This is a genomic window from Microbispora hainanensis, assembly GCF_036186745.1.
Lineage (GTDB): Bacteria > Actinomycetota > Actinomycetes > Streptosporangiales > Streptosporangiaceae > Microbispora.
Genome location: NZ_CP108086.1, coordinates 6356996 through 6373781 on the forward strand (window position 1 = coordinate 6356996; position 16786 = coordinate 6373781).

Annotated in this window: 15 protein-coding genes; 7 read left to right on the top strand and 8 right to left on the bottom strand. The window is 72.0% G+C overall.

All coding sequences use genetic code 11. The features are described 5' to 3' along the window. Window positions 1–13: 13 nt before the first annotated feature. The 5 genes from OHB01_RS29335 to OHB01_RS29355 form a co-directional block, all read right to left on the bottom strand. Window positions 14–919 (bottom strand): TIGR03620 family F420-dependent LLM class oxidoreductase, encoded by a 906-nt coding sequence (locus OHB01_RS29335; protein WP_142651007.1) that lies wholly within the window; start codon window positions 917–919, stop codon window positions 14–16. 101 nt (window positions 920–1020) lie between these two features. Continuing rightward, entirely contained in the window at window positions 1021–1353 is a 333-nt protein-coding gene (locus OHB01_RS29340) for an ArsR/SmtB family transcription factor (protein ID WP_142651008.1), read from the bottom strand. Window positions 1354–1412: 59 nt separating this feature from the next. Next, window positions 1413–2567 (bottom strand): L,D-transpeptidase, encoded by a 1155-nt coding sequence (locus OHB01_RS29345; protein WP_260617479.1) that lies wholly within the window; start codon window positions 2565–2567, stop codon window positions 1413–1415. Window positions 2568–2775: 208 nt separating this feature from the next. Next, window positions 2776–3564, bottom strand: coding sequence for an isocitrate lyase/phosphoenolpyruvate mutase family protein (locus tag OHB01_RS29350; RefSeq protein ID WP_328854266.1), 789 nt, complete (start codon window positions 3562–3564; stop codon window positions 2776–2778). Further along, window positions 3561–4688, bottom strand: coding sequence for a cytochrome P450 (locus tag OHB01_RS29355; protein ID WP_328854267.1), 1128 nt, complete (start codon window positions 4686–4688; stop codon window positions 3561–3563). Before OHB01_RS29355 ends, OHB01_RS29350 begins: the two co-directional genes overlap by 4 nt. A gap of 315 nt (window positions 4689–5003) precedes the next feature. On the opposite strand from OHB01_RS29355, the gene OHB01_RS29360 reads away from it, so the two are divergent. Next, window positions 5004–6095 carry a hypothetical protein gene (locus OHB01_RS29360; protein WP_142651011.1) on the top strand — a complete coding sequence of 364 codons (1092 nt, stop codon included), beginning with the start codon at window positions 5004–5006 and terminating at the stop codon, window positions 6093–6095. A 53-nt stretch (window positions 6096–6148) separates the two neighbouring features. Here OHB01_RS29360 and OHB01_RS29365 read toward each other — a convergent pair whose 3' ends face one another. Together OHB01_RS29365 and OHB01_RS29370 are read right to left on the bottom strand one after the other, a co-directional pair. Beyond that, entirely contained in the window at window positions 6149–8395 is a 2247-nt protein-coding gene (locus OHB01_RS29365) for an ATP-dependent RecD-like DNA helicase (protein ID WP_142651012.1), read from the bottom strand. A gap of 73 nt (window positions 8396–8468) precedes the next feature. Then, the gene (locus tag OHB01_RS29370; protein WP_328854268.1) at window positions 8469–9905 is read right to left on the bottom strand and encodes a serine hydrolase; all 1437 of its coding nucleotides are present in this window, start codon (window positions 9903–9905) and stop codon (window positions 8469–8471) included. 89 nt (window positions 9906–9994) lie between these two features. Between OHB01_RS29370 and OHB01_RS29375 the strand changes: the two genes are divergently transcribed. Continuing rightward, window positions 9995–10825, top strand: coding sequence for a helix-turn-helix domain-containing protein (locus OHB01_RS29375; RefSeq protein ID WP_240971990.1), 831 nt, complete (start codon window positions 9995–9997; stop codon window positions 10823–10825). Window positions 10826–10890: 65 nt separating this feature from the next. Here OHB01_RS29375 and OHB01_RS29380 read toward each other — a convergent pair whose 3' ends face one another. Further along, window positions 10891–11481: a TetR/AcrR family transcriptional regulator gene (locus OHB01_RS29380; RefSeq protein WP_142651013.1), complete on the bottom strand. Its 591-nt coding sequence runs from the start codon at window positions 11479–11481 to the stop codon at window positions 10891–10893. Between the two features lie 225 nt (window positions 11482–11706). On the opposite strand from OHB01_RS29380, the gene OHB01_RS29385 reads away from it, so the two are divergent. The 5 genes from OHB01_RS29385 (at window position 11707) to OHB01_RS29405 (ending at window position 16785) form a co-directional block, all read left to right on the top strand. Beyond that, entirely contained in the window at window positions 11707–12651 is a 945-nt protein-coding gene (locus OHB01_RS29385; RefSeq protein WP_147944898.1) for an alpha/beta hydrolase family protein, read from the top strand. Window positions 12652–12938: 287 nt separating this feature from the next. Then, the gene (locus OHB01_RS29390; RefSeq protein ID WP_142651014.1) at window positions 12939–13376 is read left to right on the top strand and encodes a MarR family winged helix-turn-helix transcriptional regulator; all 438 of its coding nucleotides are present in this window, start codon (window positions 12939–12941) and stop codon (window positions 13374–13376) included. 101 nt (window positions 13377–13477) lie between these two features. After that, window positions 13478–14218 (top strand): alpha/beta fold hydrolase, encoded by a 741-nt coding sequence (locus OHB01_RS29395; protein ID WP_168066424.1) that lies wholly within the window; start codon window positions 13478–13480, stop codon window positions 14216–14218. Window positions 14219–14380: 162 nt separating this feature from the next. Continuing rightward, window positions 14381–15328 (top strand): adenosine deaminase, encoded by a 948-nt coding sequence (add, locus tag OHB01_RS29400; RefSeq protein WP_168066426.1) that lies wholly within the window; start codon window positions 14381–14383, stop codon window positions 15326–15328. Window positions 15329–15432: 104 nt separating this feature from the next. Continuing rightward, on the top strand, window positions 15433–16785 hold the full coding sequence (locus OHB01_RS29405) for a serine hydrolase domain-containing protein (RefSeq protein ID WP_147944896.1): 1353 nt from the start codon (window positions 15433–15435) through the stop codon (window positions 16783–16785). Window position 16786: the final 1 nt, after the last annotated feature.

Consider the following 16786-nt stretch of genomic DNA (forward strand, 5'->3'; position numbering starts at 1 on the left):
CCCCGGCCGCCCCTCAGGCCGTGCGCCGTACGCCGGCCTGCTGGGGCAGCAGCGCGTCGCCGAGCATCCGCCAGTGCGGCATCGCGGATTTCCCCGGCTCGACGCCGATGACCTGGATCGCGACGTGGTCGGCTCCGGCGTCGCGGTGGGCGCCGAGCTTGGTCACGATCGTGTCGAGGTCCCCCCAGAACACCAGGTCGTCCACGAGGCGGTCGCTGCCGCCGCCGGTGAAGTCCTCGTCCGTGTAGCCCAGCCGCCGGAATTTGGCGATGTTGTACGGTGTGTTCAGGTAGCGGTGGAGGTGCTCGCGCGCGGTCGCGCGGGCCCGTGCGGGATCGGATTCGAACAGCACCGCGTGCTCGACGCCCAGGAACGCGTCCGGCCCGAGAATCTCCCGTGCCCGGGCGGTGTGCGCCACCGTGACGTGGTAGGTGAGGGCGCCGGCGGAGCGCTCACGGGCCAGCTCGAGCATCTTGGGCCCGTACGCCGCCAGGATGCGGCGCATCGGCGTGCGCGGCAGCGGGTTGGGCGTCGTCAGCGCGTCCATCTCGTCGAGATATCCGGCCATCGCCGCGAGCGGCGTGGTCCCCGGCCGTGGCACGCCGCCGAATCCCAGGCCGAGCACGTGCCGTCCGGGGTAGGCGTCGGCCAGGAGCAGCGCGGCGCCGTACGCCCGCGGGGCCTCGCGCGACCAGATCTGCGCGATGCCGTTGATCACGGTGATCCGCCGGGTGCAGGACAGCAGATAAGCGGCGTGTGTGAACGCCTCACGCCCCACCAGCTCCGGGATCCAGAACGCGGGCCATCCTCGATCCTCCAGTTCCTGGACCGACTCGCGAATCAGCGCGGCGGGCTGATGCTCGAAGTCGAAGGTGTAGATGCCGAACCCGCCTAGGTCCAGGCCGCCGAGGTCGCCCATCGGTGATCTCCTCACGCTCGCCTCATATCAACATATCGAAGTATCGCAGATCTTCGATATGAAGGTCCACGCTAGGGCCACGCCATCCGGCGTCACGGTTTCTAGAGGGTCTCTCCGAGCGTGGCGACGAGCCGGGCGATGCGCTGCTCGTCGCGCTTGTAGTGGGTCCACTTGCCGACCCGCGTGGCCTTCACCAGGCCCGCCCGCTGCAGCTCGGCCATGTAGGCCGACACCGTCGACTGCGCGAGACCCGTCCTGGCCTGGATGTGGCTCACGCACACCCCGACCTCGGCCGGGTCGGCGATCGCCTCCTCCAGCGGGAAGTGCCGCTCGGGCTCACGCAGCCACATCAGCAGCTGCAACCGCATCGGGTTCGACAGCGCACGCAACGCCTCCACCAGCCCGGGATCCGGCAATGCCACGGTCTCCGCCATGAACCCAGGCTACCGCCCACCCACCGAGGTATCGGGATTCCTCGATGCAAGCGAGGGCATCACGATTCGAGGGCGCTACCCTGCTGCCACTTGCTGAACGGCATCTGCCAGAAGCCCCAGCCGTTGTTCCACTCCAGGATCCGGTTCGTACCGACGATCTTGACGACGTCGCCCCGGTGGAAGTTGTCGTAGAACCACTTGGCCTGGGAGGGGCTGGCGTTGATGCACCCGTGGCTCACGTTGGCCCGGCCCTGCGAGCCCACCGACCAGGGCGCGCTGTGCACGTACTCGCCGCTGTTGGAGATGCGCACCGCGTGGTTGACGACCTCCTTGTAGTAGCCGGGGTCGCCCTCCTTCTTGCCCGGGGAGATCATCGTGACCGGGTTGCCGCGTTCCATGGTCAGGTGGATGCCGCTGGTGGTTGTGTACTCGCGGGTGGTCGCCATGCCGGCGCTGATCTTCATGGTCTGCACGACCTTGCCGTCGCGCCGGACCACCATCATGTGGGTCTTGGTGCTGACCGAGCTGATCCAGGCGGCGCCGATCTTGATGGTGGTGCTGTGGTCCTCCATGCCGTACGTGTCCGGCCCGGCCTTCACACCGGTCAGGTGCGCGGTGAACTTGACCTTCTGGTGCGCGGGCCAGTATTTGGCGGTGCGGTAGATGACGTACCTGTCGTCGATCCACCGCCAGGCGCCCTTGACCGGCTTCTCCGCGTCCACCTCCAGGGCCTGCTCCACGGCGGCCTTGTCCTGCACCGGCGCGTTGAACCTGACCATGATCGGCATGCCGACGCCGACGGTCTCCCCCTTGATGCCGGGGGTGACGTCCACGACCTCCAGCCCGACCTTGGGTTTGAGCGTGGTGAAGCGGCTGGTCGCGGTCGCCGGGCCGCCCTCGCCGGTGGCCTTGGCCGAGACCGTGTATTTGGCGGAGGGCTTCAGCGGTTCCTTGGAGGTCCACTTGGTGTGCGTGGAGTCGAACTCGCCGTCGAGCGTCTTGCCGCCCGCCCTGACGGTGACCTCCTCCAGCTCGCCGTCCGAGGCAGTGACGACCACGGTCTTGTCGGGGCGCACCTTCGCGCTGCCCGTCGCCGGGCTGATCGTGATTTTCGGGGCCGGGATGGCGGGCGCGGCGTCGCCGGAGTTCCCGCCCGTCGAGTCCGGCGTGCTGGATCCACCGGAGCATGCCGACAGAGATGCGGCCAAGACCACGGCGACTCCGGCGATCGGCCACCTCGAACGACTTCCAGTGCTCAGCACAACTACTCCCCCATGAGCGCGAAGGGCACCATAAGACCTTATTCGGGGTTGCCTCCTATGTTGGCATTTTCTCCGGTGCTTAGGTCACATTTCGGTCGCTGTTCACTGTGCCCGTCCCAAGAAACGGTAAGGTGCGCGTCAAGTCTGATCAAGCGGCGGGTCATGCGCCCGTCGTGGCGAGGACCTGCACGTCCTCGTACGAGGGAAAGCCCGTGGGGATCCGCTCACCCGTGGCGACCGCCCGGGCGGTCTCGGCCACCGCATGCAGTGCGGCCCGCAGCAACAGCGATCCGGTGCTGATCCGGCGCACGCCGAGCGCGGCCAGACCCGCGACGGTGTGACGGCCGGGCAGGAACAGCACGTTGAGCGGCAGGTCGACCGCCTCCACCAGCGCCCGGATGTCGTCGCCGCCGGCGACCCCGGGGACGAACACCCCGTCGGCCCCGGCCTCGGCGAAGGCCCGCAGCCGTCCGACGGTCGCGGCCAGGTCCCCGGCGCCCAGCCAGTAGGTGTCGGTGCGGGCGTTGACGAACAGCCCCGGCGCCTTCGTCTTGACCGCCGCGATCGTCTCGCACCGCTCGCCGAGGTCCGCCAGCGTCCCGTCCGGCCGGCCGTCCTCGATGTTGACGCCGGCCACGCCGAGCCCGGCCAGCTCGGCGGTGATCTCGGCCACCCCTTCCGGCGTGTCCGCGAAGCCGCCCTCGATGTCCACCGACACCGGGCACGGCAGCCCGGCCAGCCGCCGGGCCAGCGCCAGCGTCTCCGCCGCGGTGGCGCCGGTCGCGTCGGGCTTGCCCGCGGCCGCGGCGACACCGAGGCTCGTGGTCCCGATCGCGGCGAACCCGGCGGCGGCCATGACCGCCGCCGAGGCGTGATCCCACGCGTTGGGCAGCACCAGCGGCTGGTTCGCGTGGTGAAGGGCACGGAAGGTTTCGGCGTGGGTGCTCATCGGGGTCCTTTCACGGTGGCGGCGCTCTCCAGGTGGAGGCAGGCGGGGACGCGCAGGTTCGGCGACGGCTCGTAGGGGATCTCGGGGTCGGCGAGGCGGTGCGCGAGAGCGGCCTCCACGACGCCCGCCGCCAGGGCGAGCGCGGCCCCCTCCCCCGGGCAGGGCCGGATCCCGCTGCCGAACCCCAGATGCCCGCCGCCCCGACCATCCGAGTCGACACGGCCGGCGTCGACACGGGCGGGATCGAAACGGGCGGGATCGAAACGGTGCGGGTCGGGGAAGACCTCGGGGTCGCGGTTGGCCGCCGCCAGGTCCAGCACGACGACGGCACCCGCAGGCACGAGGACTCCTCCGGCCGTGGCGTCCTCGGCCGCCACCCGGCGCGTGAGCCGTACAGGCGGGTCCCATCGGAGGGTCTCGGTGAGCAGCGCCTCGACCGGCCACCGTACGGACAGGTCGGCGGGCAGGCGGGTCACGACGGCGAGGGTGTTGCCCACCAGGCCGGCGGTGGCGTCGCACGCCTGGATCAGCGCCGCCGCCACCGCGGCCAGCAGGCCGGGGTCCGGCTGTCGCCCGTCGCCCAGCCCGTCGCCCAGCGCGCCGGCCAGCACGGCCACCGCCGCGTTGTCAGGAGACACAGCCCCGGGAGACGCGGCCCCGGGAGACGCAGCCTCAGGAGACGCGGCGCCGGTCGTCGTACTGGGCGCGGGAGGGAGGTGGTAGGCGGCGGCCATGGCCGTCACCGCCTCGGCCACCTCCTCCCGCCGGCCCTGCGGTACACCGAGCGCGGTGGCGAGGACGCCGACCGGGACGCGGCGGGCGATCCTCGCCATCACGTCCACCCGGGCGCCGCCCGCCAGTTCGGCCACGGCCCGCTCGCGGGCCTCGCGGCGCAGCCGTACGGGGTCGAGGGCGTCGATCAACTCCGCGACACGCGCGCGGCGGTGGGCGTGCTCGGCTCCGTTGCTGAATCTGCTGACCGCTCCCCGCAGCCACGCCATCCCCGATCCCGGTTGCGCGGCGGGGGCGGCGGGGACCAGGAAGCGGGGATCGGCGAGCACGGCGCGCACGTCCGCGTGCCGGGTGAGCCGCCGTTCCGGTGTGGCGGGCTGATCTGCTGTCATCGGTGGCCGGGGGCGCGTGGAGGCCGCCCCCTCCCCCCTTCCGATGGTGGTCGTCGTCTCCCCGGCAGGCTAGGGCCGTGATCTTTCGGCGACCGTCGAAAGATGAACGTTTCACGCCTAAATGTGCGATGTGCGAGGTCTGGGCCATTGGGTCTTCTCAACGAGCGGTCCCCGGGTTATCACAGGGCGGGAGGCCGCTGGTGATCCCCGCGCCCCACTAGAACGTTCCACGGCTCCACGAACGGGCACCACGCGCCGGAAACCCGGCGTCGACATCTCGTACGCCCACTGGGCACCACCGCGATGGAGGACGGCATGCGTCTGTTACACTCCGTGTTCACCCGATTACTACTGTTGTGCGCGCTGGTCGGCGGCGGCGCCGTCGCCGGGGCGGGGGCCGCGAACGCGGCGGTTCCCGACGTGTGGGGGTTCGCCTACGTCGACACCAGCTCCGGCGTGCCGAACCTGTCCTACCAGGCCGGCAGCTGGACGTCCGGCGCGGTCACCGTCTCCCCCGGCGTCCCCGGGGAGTACTACGTGCGGTTCCCGAACATCGGCATCCCCACGGGCGGAATCGCGCACGTGACCGCGATCTCGCAGACGGCCGAGTGGTGCCAGATCGAGAAGTGGGGCCAGTCCGGCCCCGACGAGATCGTCGTGGTGCGGTGCTACCGGTTCGGCGGAGGCCCGGCCAAGGCGCTGTTCTCTCTCGTCTTCGCCAGCAGCAGCGGTGCGCTGTCCTCGGCCTCGCAGGCGTTCGGCTACGTCTACTGGGACGGCAGCTCCATCGCCTCCGACTACAACTCCTCGCTCGGCGCCAACGCCGTCTTCCCCGGCTCTACCGGCGTGTGGACCGTCTGGCTGCCCGGGCTGGGCTCGTCCGTGGCGGCGGGCGACATCCAGGTCACGGCGGTGGACTCGACCCAGCCGGCGCGGTGCAAGGTGGGCGCCTGGAGCTGGGCGCCGTCCGGGCAGAAGATCCAGGTGCTGTGCCACGACGCCACCGTCAACCCGCTCGACACCGGCTGGACCCTCACCTACCAGCGTGAGCGGGCCATCACCGGAGCGTTCGCGCCGCCGAAGCTGTTCGCCTACACCTTCGACAACGTCCCGGCCAACCCCGGGCCGTACGCGCCGGTTCCCCCGCAGATCAACTTCAACTACCCCGGCGCGGTCAACACGGTCCAGTCGGCCGGCCTCGGCCTGCGCCTGGTGACCTTCCCCAAGGTCGGGGCGCTGCCCAACAACGTGCAGGTCACGGCGTACGGGCCAGGTCCTGAGTTCTGCAACCTGCTCACCCTGTGGACGACCGCGGGCTCCGACGTCTACGTCCGCGACGTCGCCTGCTACAAGGCCACCACCAGGGTCAACGAGGCGTCGTTCGTGACGTACACCTCGGTGTACTGACCAGGCAGGGGCGGGCGCGCCGGCCAGGCCGTGAGAGATCAGGGCACGGCGGATCAGGGCACGCGGAGGCGGTGGGTCAGCCCCGTGTGGCGGCGGCCCGCCCCCCGCGTGCGTACGGCCTGGCCGAGCGCCCGCCGCGACCCGACGATGACCACGAGCTTCTTGGCACGCGTGATGGCGGTGTAGAGAAGGTTGCGCTGCAACATCATCCACGCGCTGGTGGCCAGCGGGATGACGACCGCCGGATACTCGCTGCCCTGGGAGCGGTGGATGCTGACCGCGTAGGCGTGGGCGAGTTCGTCGAGCTCGTCGAAGGAGTAGTCGACGTTCTCGTCCTCGTCGGTCAGCACGGTCAGCTTGCTCTCCTCGGGGGTGATGGCGGTGACGACGCCGACCGTGCCGTTGAACACCCCGGCCGCGCCCTTGTCGTAGTTGTTGCGCAACTGGGTGACCTTGTCGCCGACGCGGAAGACCCGCCCTCCGTAGCGGCGCTCCGGCATGCCCTCGCGGGAGGGGGTCAGCGCCTCCTGCAGGGCGATGTTGAGCGCGCCGGCGCCGGCCGCGCCGCGGTGCATGGGCGCCAGCACCTGGATGTCCCTGCGCGGGTTGAGCCCGAACTTGCGGGGAATGCGCCGGGCGACCACGTCCACGGTCAGCGCGGCGATCTCCTCGGGCTCCTCGCAGGAGAACAGGAAGAAGTCGGGGAACTCGCGGACCAGCGGGTGCTGGCCGGTGTTGACGCGGTGCGCGTTGACGACCACGCCCGACTCCTGCGCCTGGCGGAAGATCTGCGTCAGGCGCACCCGGGGGATGCCGGGGGCGGCCAGCAGGTCGCGCAGCACCTCTCCGGCACCGACCGAGGGAAGCTGGTCGACGTCGCCGACGAACAGCAGGTGCGCGCCCGGGGCGACCGCCTTGGCCAGCTTGTTGGCCAGCAGCAGGTCGAGCATGGACGCCTCGTCCACGACGACCAGGTCGGCGTCGAGCGGGTTGTCGCGGTCGAAGGTGGGGTCGCCGCCGGGGCGGAGCTGGAGCAGCCGGTGCACGGTGGTGGCCTCGTGGCCGGTCAGCTCGGCCAGCCGCTTGGCCGCCCGGCCGGTCGGGGCGGCGAGGATGACCTTGGCCCGCTTCGCGCGGGCCAGCGTCACCACCGAGCGCACGGTGAAGCTCTTGCCGCAGCCGGGGCCGCCGGTCAGCACGGCCACCTTCTCCGTCAGCGCGAGCCGTACGGCCTCGGCCTGCTCGGGCGCGAGGTCGGCGCCGGTGCGGCCGCGCAGCCAGTCGAAGGCGGCCGGCCAGTCCACGTCGGCGAACGCCTTGAGCCGGTCGTGGCCGGCGGTCAGCAGGGTGCGCAGGGTGCCGGCCAGCGACAGCTCGGCGCGGTGGAAGGGGACGAGGTAGATCGCGGGGACGGTGCTCTCGTCGTCTTGCTCGCCGTTTCCCCTGGCGGGGATCTCCTCGCGGACCACGCCCTCCTCGGCGACGAGCTCCTCCAGGCAGGCGGTGGTCAGGTCGGGCGGCACCTCAAGGATCTTGACGGCGTCGGCGACCAGGTTGGGGGCGGGCAGATAGCAGTGGCCGTCGTCGGCGGCCTGCGACAGCGTGTAGCGCAACCCGGCCTTGACCCGCTCGGGGCTGTCGTGCGGGATGCCGACGGCCTGGGCGATGGTGTCGGCGGTCTTGAAGCCGATGCCCCACACGTCGTCGGCGAGCCGGTAGGGCTCCTTGCGGACCACGTCGATGGAGTCCTCGCCGTACTGCTTGAAGATGCGCACGGCGATGGAGGTGGACACCCCGACGCCCTGCAGGAAGATCATCACCTCCTTGATGATCTTCTGCTCCTCCCAGGCCGCGGCGATCATCTTGGTCCGCTTGGGCCCGAGGCCGGGCACCTCGACCAGGCGCTTGGGCTCCTCCTCGATGACCCGCAGCGTGTCGGTGCCGAAGTGGTCCACGATCCGCTCGGCCATCTTCGGGCCGATGCCCTTGATCAGCCCGGAGCCCAGGTAGCGCTGGATGCCCTGGATCGTCGCCGGCAGGACGGTGGTGTAGGACCACACCTCGAACTGCCTGCCGTACTTGGGGTGGGAGCCCCAGCGGCCGGTGAGCCGCAGCGACTCGCCCACCTGCGCCCCGAGCAGCGGGCCGACGACGGTCAGCAGCTCGGTGCCGGACCGTTCGGTGGCGACCCTGGCGATCGTGTAACCGGTCTCCTCGTTGGCATAGGTGATCCGCTCCAGCACGGCGTCGAGCTGGACGCCGGGCGGCCTGCCCGCGGCGCCCCCGGGAGGATTCGTCATGGGTCGCATTGTCTCCCACCCGGCGGCCCCCGCCGGACGCGACCGCAGCCGCGGGGGACGAAGCGCGGGCCTCCTACGCGACGTCGGGCCGGGTCATCAGCGGCGACCGCACGTGGACCGCCAGATCGGGGCCGGTCAGGGGCACGACGTTCCACGTCGCCACCGCCGTCCCCGCGCCGGCGTCGACCACCAGCCGCACCCGGTGAGGAGTGGTGATGACGAAAAGGTCGGCGACGAACGTGTCGCCCTGCCAGGCGCCGGCCGCCACGACAGGGCGGCCGAGCGGCGAGCTCTCCCGCCATGCGCCGTGACCGGCCTCGACGTCGAGCGCCGGCCCCAGCCGCAGGAGCCAGCCACCGTCCACGGGATCGACGGTCACCGTGGTGCCGCCGGGCAGCGGCGAATCCCCGGCGGATGCGTCGACCTTCGCCGTGACGCGGCGCTGCGGGGCGGCCGATCCCGGCACCGGCGCGAACGACAGCCGCCGCAGCCGCTCGGCGAGGATCTCGTCGTCCCGGGCGCTGTCCGCCCGGTCCACGCCGGAGATCAGGCACTCCCAGATCGGGTCGAGTATCTGCGCCCCCTCCGTCGCGGCGGCGGTGACGGCGACCACGAGATCGTGCGACGGGACGACCACGCACAGCTGGCCGAACGCGCCGTCGCCTCGATAACCGTGCTGCGACATCCAGAACTGGTAGCCGTATCCGCACAGCGTGTCGAGGCTCTCCGACCAGCCCTCGACCTGCTGGGTGGCGATGTGCCGCCGGGTCGCGAGCTCCACCCACTCGCGCGGGACGAGCCGCCGGTCGCCCCACAGTCCTCCGCGCAGCAGCAGTTCGCCGAAGGCGGCCACGGCCTCGGTCGTGAGGTGCAGCCCGTGGAACCCGAAGGCGGCGCCGCTCGCCACCCGGTCCCATTCGGCGTGGTCGACGCCCATCGGCCCGAAGAGACGCTCGTCGAGCAACTCGGGGAGGCCGCGGCCCGTGACCCGTTCCACCATCCGGGCCAGGACGAAGGTGGTCGGATTGTCGTAGGCGTGCCGGGTGCCCTCGGGCTCGGGGAACGGCACGCGCAGGAAGCCCTTCACCAGGTCGCCCGGTTCGAGCTCCCACGCCTCGGCGAGGCTGTCGTCGCGGTGCCCGGCCGTCATGGACAGCAGGTGGTGAACGGTGATGCGGCGTCCCTGCTCGCAGACGCCGGCCGGAACGTGGTCGGGCAGCACGTCGACCACCCGGTCGTCCAGCGCGAGCAGCCCGTCGGCGATGGCGAGCCCCACGGCGACCGAGGTGAACGACTTGGTCAGCGAGTAGAGAAGGTGCGGGCGTCCGGCCGAGTACGGCGCCCACCACCCTTCGGCGATGACGTGACCGTGGCGTACGACCATGAGGGAGTGGCACTCGACGGATCGTCCGTCGAGCCGGTCCAGCAGCGCGGCGATCGAGCGGGACGACATCCCCGAGGCCGCCGGTGCCGAGCGCGGCAGCAGGGCGCGCTGAGAGGGGGAGGGCATGCGGACACCGTAACAAGGCCGCGCAAGCGGATTCCGGGACCGGGCGAGGCCCGCCGATCATGCGGCCCGGGGGTGATTAGGCTGGTCGTATGCCGTCGGCGGGGACGTCATACGACTGGGCGTGGGTGGACGTCGCGGTCCCGCGCATGCCGGGCCGGCTGCCGGGGGTGAGCATGGCCGGGTTCCGCCAGCGCTCCCCCGCACTGTGGGACATCCGCATGGTCGCCTATCCGTTCGTCACCCTGTTCGTCGACCTGAGCGACACCGAGACCGTCGTCTACGACGCCCGTGGCCGGACCCGGCGCGGCAGCGTCGTCGCCGGGCTCCTTCCCGGCGACTTCCGGGCGGCCGGTCGCCGGGTCGAGTGCCTCCAGATCCGGCTGGAGCCGATCGTGGCGGCCGCCGTGTTCGGGGTATCGGCCGAGCTCAGCGGGGCGGTGCTCGCTCTGGAAGACCTCTGGGGACGCGACGCCGCCCGCGCCGAAGACAGGCTGCGCGCCACCACGTCGTGGGACGAACGGTTCACGATCGCGAGGGACATCATCGGCCGGCGGCTGGAGGCCCGTCCGCAGGTCGATCCGGAGGTCGCGCACGTCTGGCGGCGAACCCTCGCCCGCCGGGGGCGGGTGCGGGTCGACGGCCTTGCGGACGAGGTGGGCTGGAGCCGCAAGCGCCTGTGGTCGCGCTTCCGGTCCCAGCTCGGCATCACTCCCAAACGCGCCGCCCAGCTGGTGCGGTTCGACCACGCCGCCCACCTGCTCGCGGCGGGGCACGGTGCGGCCGGTGTCGCCGCGGAAAGCGGCTACGTCGACCAGTCCCACCTCACCCGCGAGGTCAAGGCGTTCGCCGGGCTCACGCCCGCGGCCGTGGCCGAGGCGCCGTGGCTCGCGATCGACGACGTCGCCTGGCCGTCGCACTGAGCACATCGCACCGGGCACATCGCACCGGGCACGTCGCACTGGGGACGTCGCGGCACGGACATGACCTAGCCCGGCAGGCGCAGCCCGGCGATGAGCAGCCCGGCCAGCCGTCGGGCGTCGTAGTGGGGATCGTGCTCGGCGCCGATGCAGAGGTTCCCGACGCCGTGCATGAGCTGGAGGGCCGGGACGTCGGAGCGGATCTCACCGGCGGCGGCCGCGGCGTCCAGCAGCCGGGTGCACACGGGCACGAGCCGGTCGAGGAAGTAGGCGTGCAGCGCCTCGAACCCGGGCTCGTCGGAGCGCAGCACGGCGGCCAGCCCGTGCTTGGTGACCAGGAAGTCGACGAACAGGCCGATCCAGCGTCGCAGTGCTTCGTAGGGCGTCGCGCTGGACTCCAGCAGGGCCGGTCCGGCCTCGGCGCAGGCCTCCACCTGGTGCCGGTAGACGGCGATGATGAGATCCGCCCGCGTCGGGAAGTGGCGATAGATGGTGGCCGTCCCGACGCCGGCCTTGGCCGCGATGTCGCGTACGGGCGCGTCCACGCCCGATGCGACGAAGACCTCGGCGGCCGCGTCGAGCAGGGTCTTCTCGTTGCGCCGTGCGTCCGCCCGTCTGGGCCGGGCCGCCCGTCCCGCGCCCCGGTCGCTGTCGTTCATCGCGCGGCTCCCTCCATCGACTTGCTAAACGGGACATGGTTCCGTATCGTCAAAACGGGACACGGTCCCGTTTGCTCATGATGCCAGAGCAGCGGGCCTGCGACCAATCCATGCGTCCTCCCCGCACTTCCCTTTCCGCCCGGCCGCCGTCGGCGCACTCATCCCGCGCCGCCGGTGGCGCCGGCGACCCCGTTGAGATGTGGCATCTGAGAGGAAGACCATCCCATGAGTGAGACAACTGTGGCGGTTCCCGGCCTGGCCGTCGGCACCCCGTCCCCGGTCATCGCGGTGCGGCCGGTCGTGCTGCCGGCCCCCGGCCGCGGCGAGGACCTGCGCGTACGCGTGTCCGCGCCGGCGACCGGAAACGAACTGCCGGTCATCGTCTTCTCGCACGGTTTCGGGGAGTCGATGGACGGCTACGCCCCGCTGGTCGACTTCTGGACTGCCCACGGCTTCGCGGTGATCCAGCCCACCCATCTCGACTCGAGGACGCTGAACCTCCCTCCCGACGACCCTCGTACGTCTCTGATCTGGCGGCTCCGCGTCGAGGACCTCACGCGCGTCCTCGACGGGCTGGATTTCGTCGAAGCCGCCGCTCCCGGCCTCGCCGGGCGGCTCGACCGGAGCCGCATCGCCGTGGCCGGGCACTCCTGGGGCGCCCAGACGGCGAGCATGCTCCTCGGGGCGCGTGTCCTCGGCCCGGAAGGCGAGCCGGGAGAGGACCTGTCCGACCCGCGGATCACGGCGGGTGTGCTGCTCGCCGTCCCCGGCACGGGCGGAGCCGACCTGACTCCGTTCGCCGCCGAGCACTTCCCGTTCATGAACCCGGGCTTCGCGGAGATGACCACACCGGCCCTCGTGGTCGCGGGAGATCACGACCAGTCCCTGCTGTCGGTCCGGGGGCCGGACTGGTTCACCGACGCGTACGTCCAGAGCCCACACGGCAAGAGCCTGCTCACTGTGTTCGGTGCGGAACACTCGCTTGGCGGGATCTCCGGCTACAACGTCACGGAGACCACGGACGAGAACCCCGAGCGGGTCGCCCTGATCCAGCGGCTCACCTGGGCCTACCTCCGCACCGCGCTCGGCGTCGACGGCTCCGCCTGGCCGGCGGCGCGTGCCGCTCTGGCCGCGGCCGGCGATCCGCTGGGCCGGATCGAGTCCAGGTGATTCCCCGGGCGGGCGGCCGGACCGCCGCTCCGGCCGCCCGCCCGGCAGAAGGGACGCCCCAATAGGGGGACGCCACGTTGTTCTCGGCCCAGCGCTTCTCGGCGTCGGAGCCCGCCGGAGGCGGCGCGATCCCGTCGATCAGTGAACTGCGTGGCCAGGTGATCGCCACTCACCCCCGGCCGCATCGGACGGCGCACCGACCGGTACCGCGCCGTGAGAGGTCTCCAGACGCTCGCTCGCGTAGCCGCATCTTGCCTTAGCTAAGTTAGCTTGTTAAGTTAGCGGGCATGGAGCGGAACCTCAGCCTCAACCTGCATGTGCTCACCGCTCGGCTGGACCGGGCCGCCGACCGCATACTCCGGGCGGAGCACGACATCTCCTACAGCCGGTTCCTGGCCCTGACCCTGGTGGGGGAACTGGGGGCCTCGACACAGCGGACCCTCGCCGAATACCTCGGCGTCACCGAGCCGTCGGTGAGCCGCATGACCGGCGTCCTGGCCGCCGACGGTCTCCTCGACGTCCAGCCCGACCCCGCCGGGGGCAACCGGCGGCGACTGAGCCTCACCGACGAGGGAAAGCGGCTTGTGGCCTCGATCCGGCAGGAGTTCGAAGATCGGCTCGCCGCCGTCGTCGCCGAGAGCGGCGTGCCGTACGCCGAGTACGCCGAGCACACCGCGCGGCTGCTGACCACGTTCGACCGGCTCGAGCGGGAGGCGGGCAAGTGAGCCGGAACACCGATACTCCGCCCTTACACGAGCACACGGCAGTTTCGGCCGATGGCACGGCGATCGCTTACCGAACCCTGGGCGCAGGACCGGACCTGATCGTGGTCGGCGGCAACCTGAGCACCTCCGACGACTACCTGCCGCTGGCCCGCCTGCTGGCCCGCTCCTTCACCGTGCACGTCGTCGACCGGCGCGGACGCGGCGCCAGCGGCCCCCAGGGATCGGAGTATTCGCTGGCCAAGGAAGTCGAGGACCTGCACGCCGTCCAGGCCGCGACCGGGGCCCGCCTGGCCTTCGGGCACAGTTATGGCGGGCTCGTCGTCCTGGAGGCCGCACGCTCCTTGCCGCTGTTCGACCGCATCGCGGTCTACGAGCCGGGAGTGCCCTGCGCCCCCGTCCCCACCGCGTGGATGGCGCCGTTCCGGGAACGGCTGGCCGCAGGCGACCACTACGGCGCGTTCGTCCACTTCATCCAAGGCTCTGGCGGAGCGCCGGCCTTCATGGCCAAGCTGCCGCACTGGTATCTGCGCACCGTGATGCGCGTCGTGTTGCGCGGGCCGAGATGGGAGCGCATGCGATCCCTGCTGACGGCATGCCTGGCCGAGCACGAGCAGCTCGCCGCCCAGTATGGCCGGCTCCCCGAGTTCGCCGATGTCACCGCCCCGGTGCTGCTCCTCGTCGGCGGCCGCTCCAGGCCCGAGCACCGAGCGGAGTTCACCATGCTCCGCGACGCCCTTCCCGACGCCAGTCTCGAAACCGTCGACGGCCTCGGCCACCTGTCACCGACGGAACCGAAATCGGGCCCCGTCGTGGTCGCGCGGGCACTGCCGTTCCTCCTGTGACGATGAGGCGGACGCTCGGTCGCCGGATCACGCTCGGAATCAACGAGCAGGCTCCGCTGCCCAGCACGTTGCCCACAGCGACCGCCGCCCCGAGCGGGGTCGCCGTCGCCGCGCTGGAAAATGTGTGGGTGCCGCGGGCGCCGATTGCCTAGGGTGCTGCCGGTGAGAGACCTCCGCCTGCTGCCCAAGGCTCACCTGCACACTCACCTGGAAAGCACCGTCCGTCCCGCGACGATCCGCGAGCTGGGCGGCGACCCACCGGTGCAGGACCGGCCGTTCCGGGACTTCCGGGAGTTCGCCGACCAGCGTGCCCAGGTGCGCGCGCTGCTGCGCGAGCCCGGGCACTTCCGCCGCATCGCCGAGGAGTTCTGCCAGGACGAGGCGGCCCAGGGCGTCCGCTACGCGGAGGTCACCTTCACCGCGGCGGCCCACGGCGAGCGGGTCGGCGATCCGGACATGCCGCTGGAGGCCGTGCTGGAGGGCCTCGCCGCCGGTGCGGAGCGGTACGGCATCCGGACGCGGGTGATCCTGGACCACTCCCGCCGCCGTCCCGCCGAACGGCTGTGGCACAGCCTCAAGCTGGCCGTACGGCACCCGCAGGTGGTGGCCATCGGCCTGGCCGGGGACGAGTCCCACCCGGCGGCGCCGTTCGCCGAGGTGTTGCAGGCCGCCCGCGAGGCGGGGGTGCACCTGGTGCACCACGCCGGGGAGACGGCAGGACCGGCCAGCGTGCGGGAGGCGTTGACGGTGGGGCACGCGGAGCGGATCGGCCACGGCATCCGCGTGCTGGAGGACCCGGAGCTGGTGGCCGAGCTGCGGAGCCGCCGCGTGCCGCTGGAGGTCTGCCCCTTCTCGAACGTCCTGCTCGGGCTGGTCCCGTCGCTGGCCGAGCACCCGCTGCCGCGCCTGGTCGAAGCCGGTCTGACGGTCACCCTGAACACGGACGGGGAGACATCGCTGGCCGCGGAATACCAGCGCGCCCGGGAGGTCTTCGGGTGCAGCGACGCCGAGCTGGCGGACCTGGCCCGCGCCTCGGTCGAGTGCGGCTTCGCCCCTGCGGAGGTGAAGGCGCAGGTCTGTGCCGAGATCGGCCGGTGGCTCGACGGCTGAGAACCCGGCTTCTTTGGGGCGATGCGCGGCCTGGGCCGAGTCCCGGGCCGCGCGGGCACAGGAACGCTAGCCTGGTGCGGATCACGGAAAGGGGACGACCAAAAATGGTGCTGGAGGGGACGGCCCGCGCACTGCTGCGCCGGCTGGCGGCCGAGCAGGCCGAGGCGCGGCTGCCGTCGGTGGTGGCGGCGATCGTGCGGGACGGCGAGATCGCCTGGTTCGGGGCGCGCGGCCGGGTCGGCGGGGAGCCGCCCACGCGGGACACCCAGTACCGCATCGGGTCCATCACCAAGACCTTCGTGGCGGTCGTCGTCATGCGGCTGCGCGACGAGGGCAGGCTCGACCTGCTGGATCCCCTGGACAAGCACGTTCCCGGCACGCCGCTGGGCGACGTCACGGTCGCCCAGTTGCTGTCGCACAGCGGCGGGCTGACCGCCGAGTCTCCCGGCCAGTGGTGGGAGCGCACCCCGGGCGTGCCGGTGGCCGACCTGATCGCCGCGCTCGGCCCCGAGTCGTCCCGGCACCGGCCCGGCCGCCGCTACCACTACTCCAACCTCGGGTTCGCCCTGCTCGGCGAGCTGGTCGCGCGCAAGCGGTCGGCGCCGTGGGACGAGGTCGTACGCGAGGAGATCCTGGAGCCGCTCGGCATGCGCGACACCACCCCGCGCCCGCGCGCGCCGCACGCCACCGGGTATGCCGTGCACCCGTGGGCCGACACGCTGCTGCCGGAGCCGGAGAACGACCACGGCGCGATGGCCCCGGCCGGGCAGATGTGGTCCACGGCCGCCGACCTGGCCCGGTGGGCGGCATTCATCGGCGGCGACACCGGCGAGGTGCTGCGCCCGGCCACCGTGGCCGAGATGCGCGAGCCGGCCGTCGTGGACGACGGCGACACCTGGACCCGCGGCTACGGGCTGGGCCTCCAGCTCGCCCGGCACACCGGGCCCGGCGGCCCGCGCCGGCTGGCCGGTCACACCGGGTCGATGCCCGGTTTCCTGGCCACCGTGTGGGCCGACCCCGCCGACGGCACGGCCGTGCTGTGGATGGCCAACACCACCTCGGGCGTGCGCAACCTCGACACCTCCCTGCTGGACATCCTGGCCGAGCACGAGCCGCCGCTGCCGGCCGAGTGGTCGCCCTCCCCCGTGGACGAGGACCTGCTGGCGCTGACCGGGCCCTGGTATTGGGGGCCGACGCCGTACGTGCTGCGGGTCCTGCCGCAGCGGGGCCTGTCGCTGACCCCGGTGAGCGGCCAGGGGCGGGCCTCCCGGTTCACCGCCCGGCCCGACGGCACCTGGCTGGGGCTCGACGGCTACTACGCCGGGGAGACCCTGCGGGTGGTCCGCTCCCCCGGCGGGGTGACCCACCTCGACCTCAACACGTTCATCTTCACGCGTGAGCCGTACGACCCGGCGGCGCCGGTGCCGGGCGGCGTCGACCCGGACGGCTGGAGGTGAC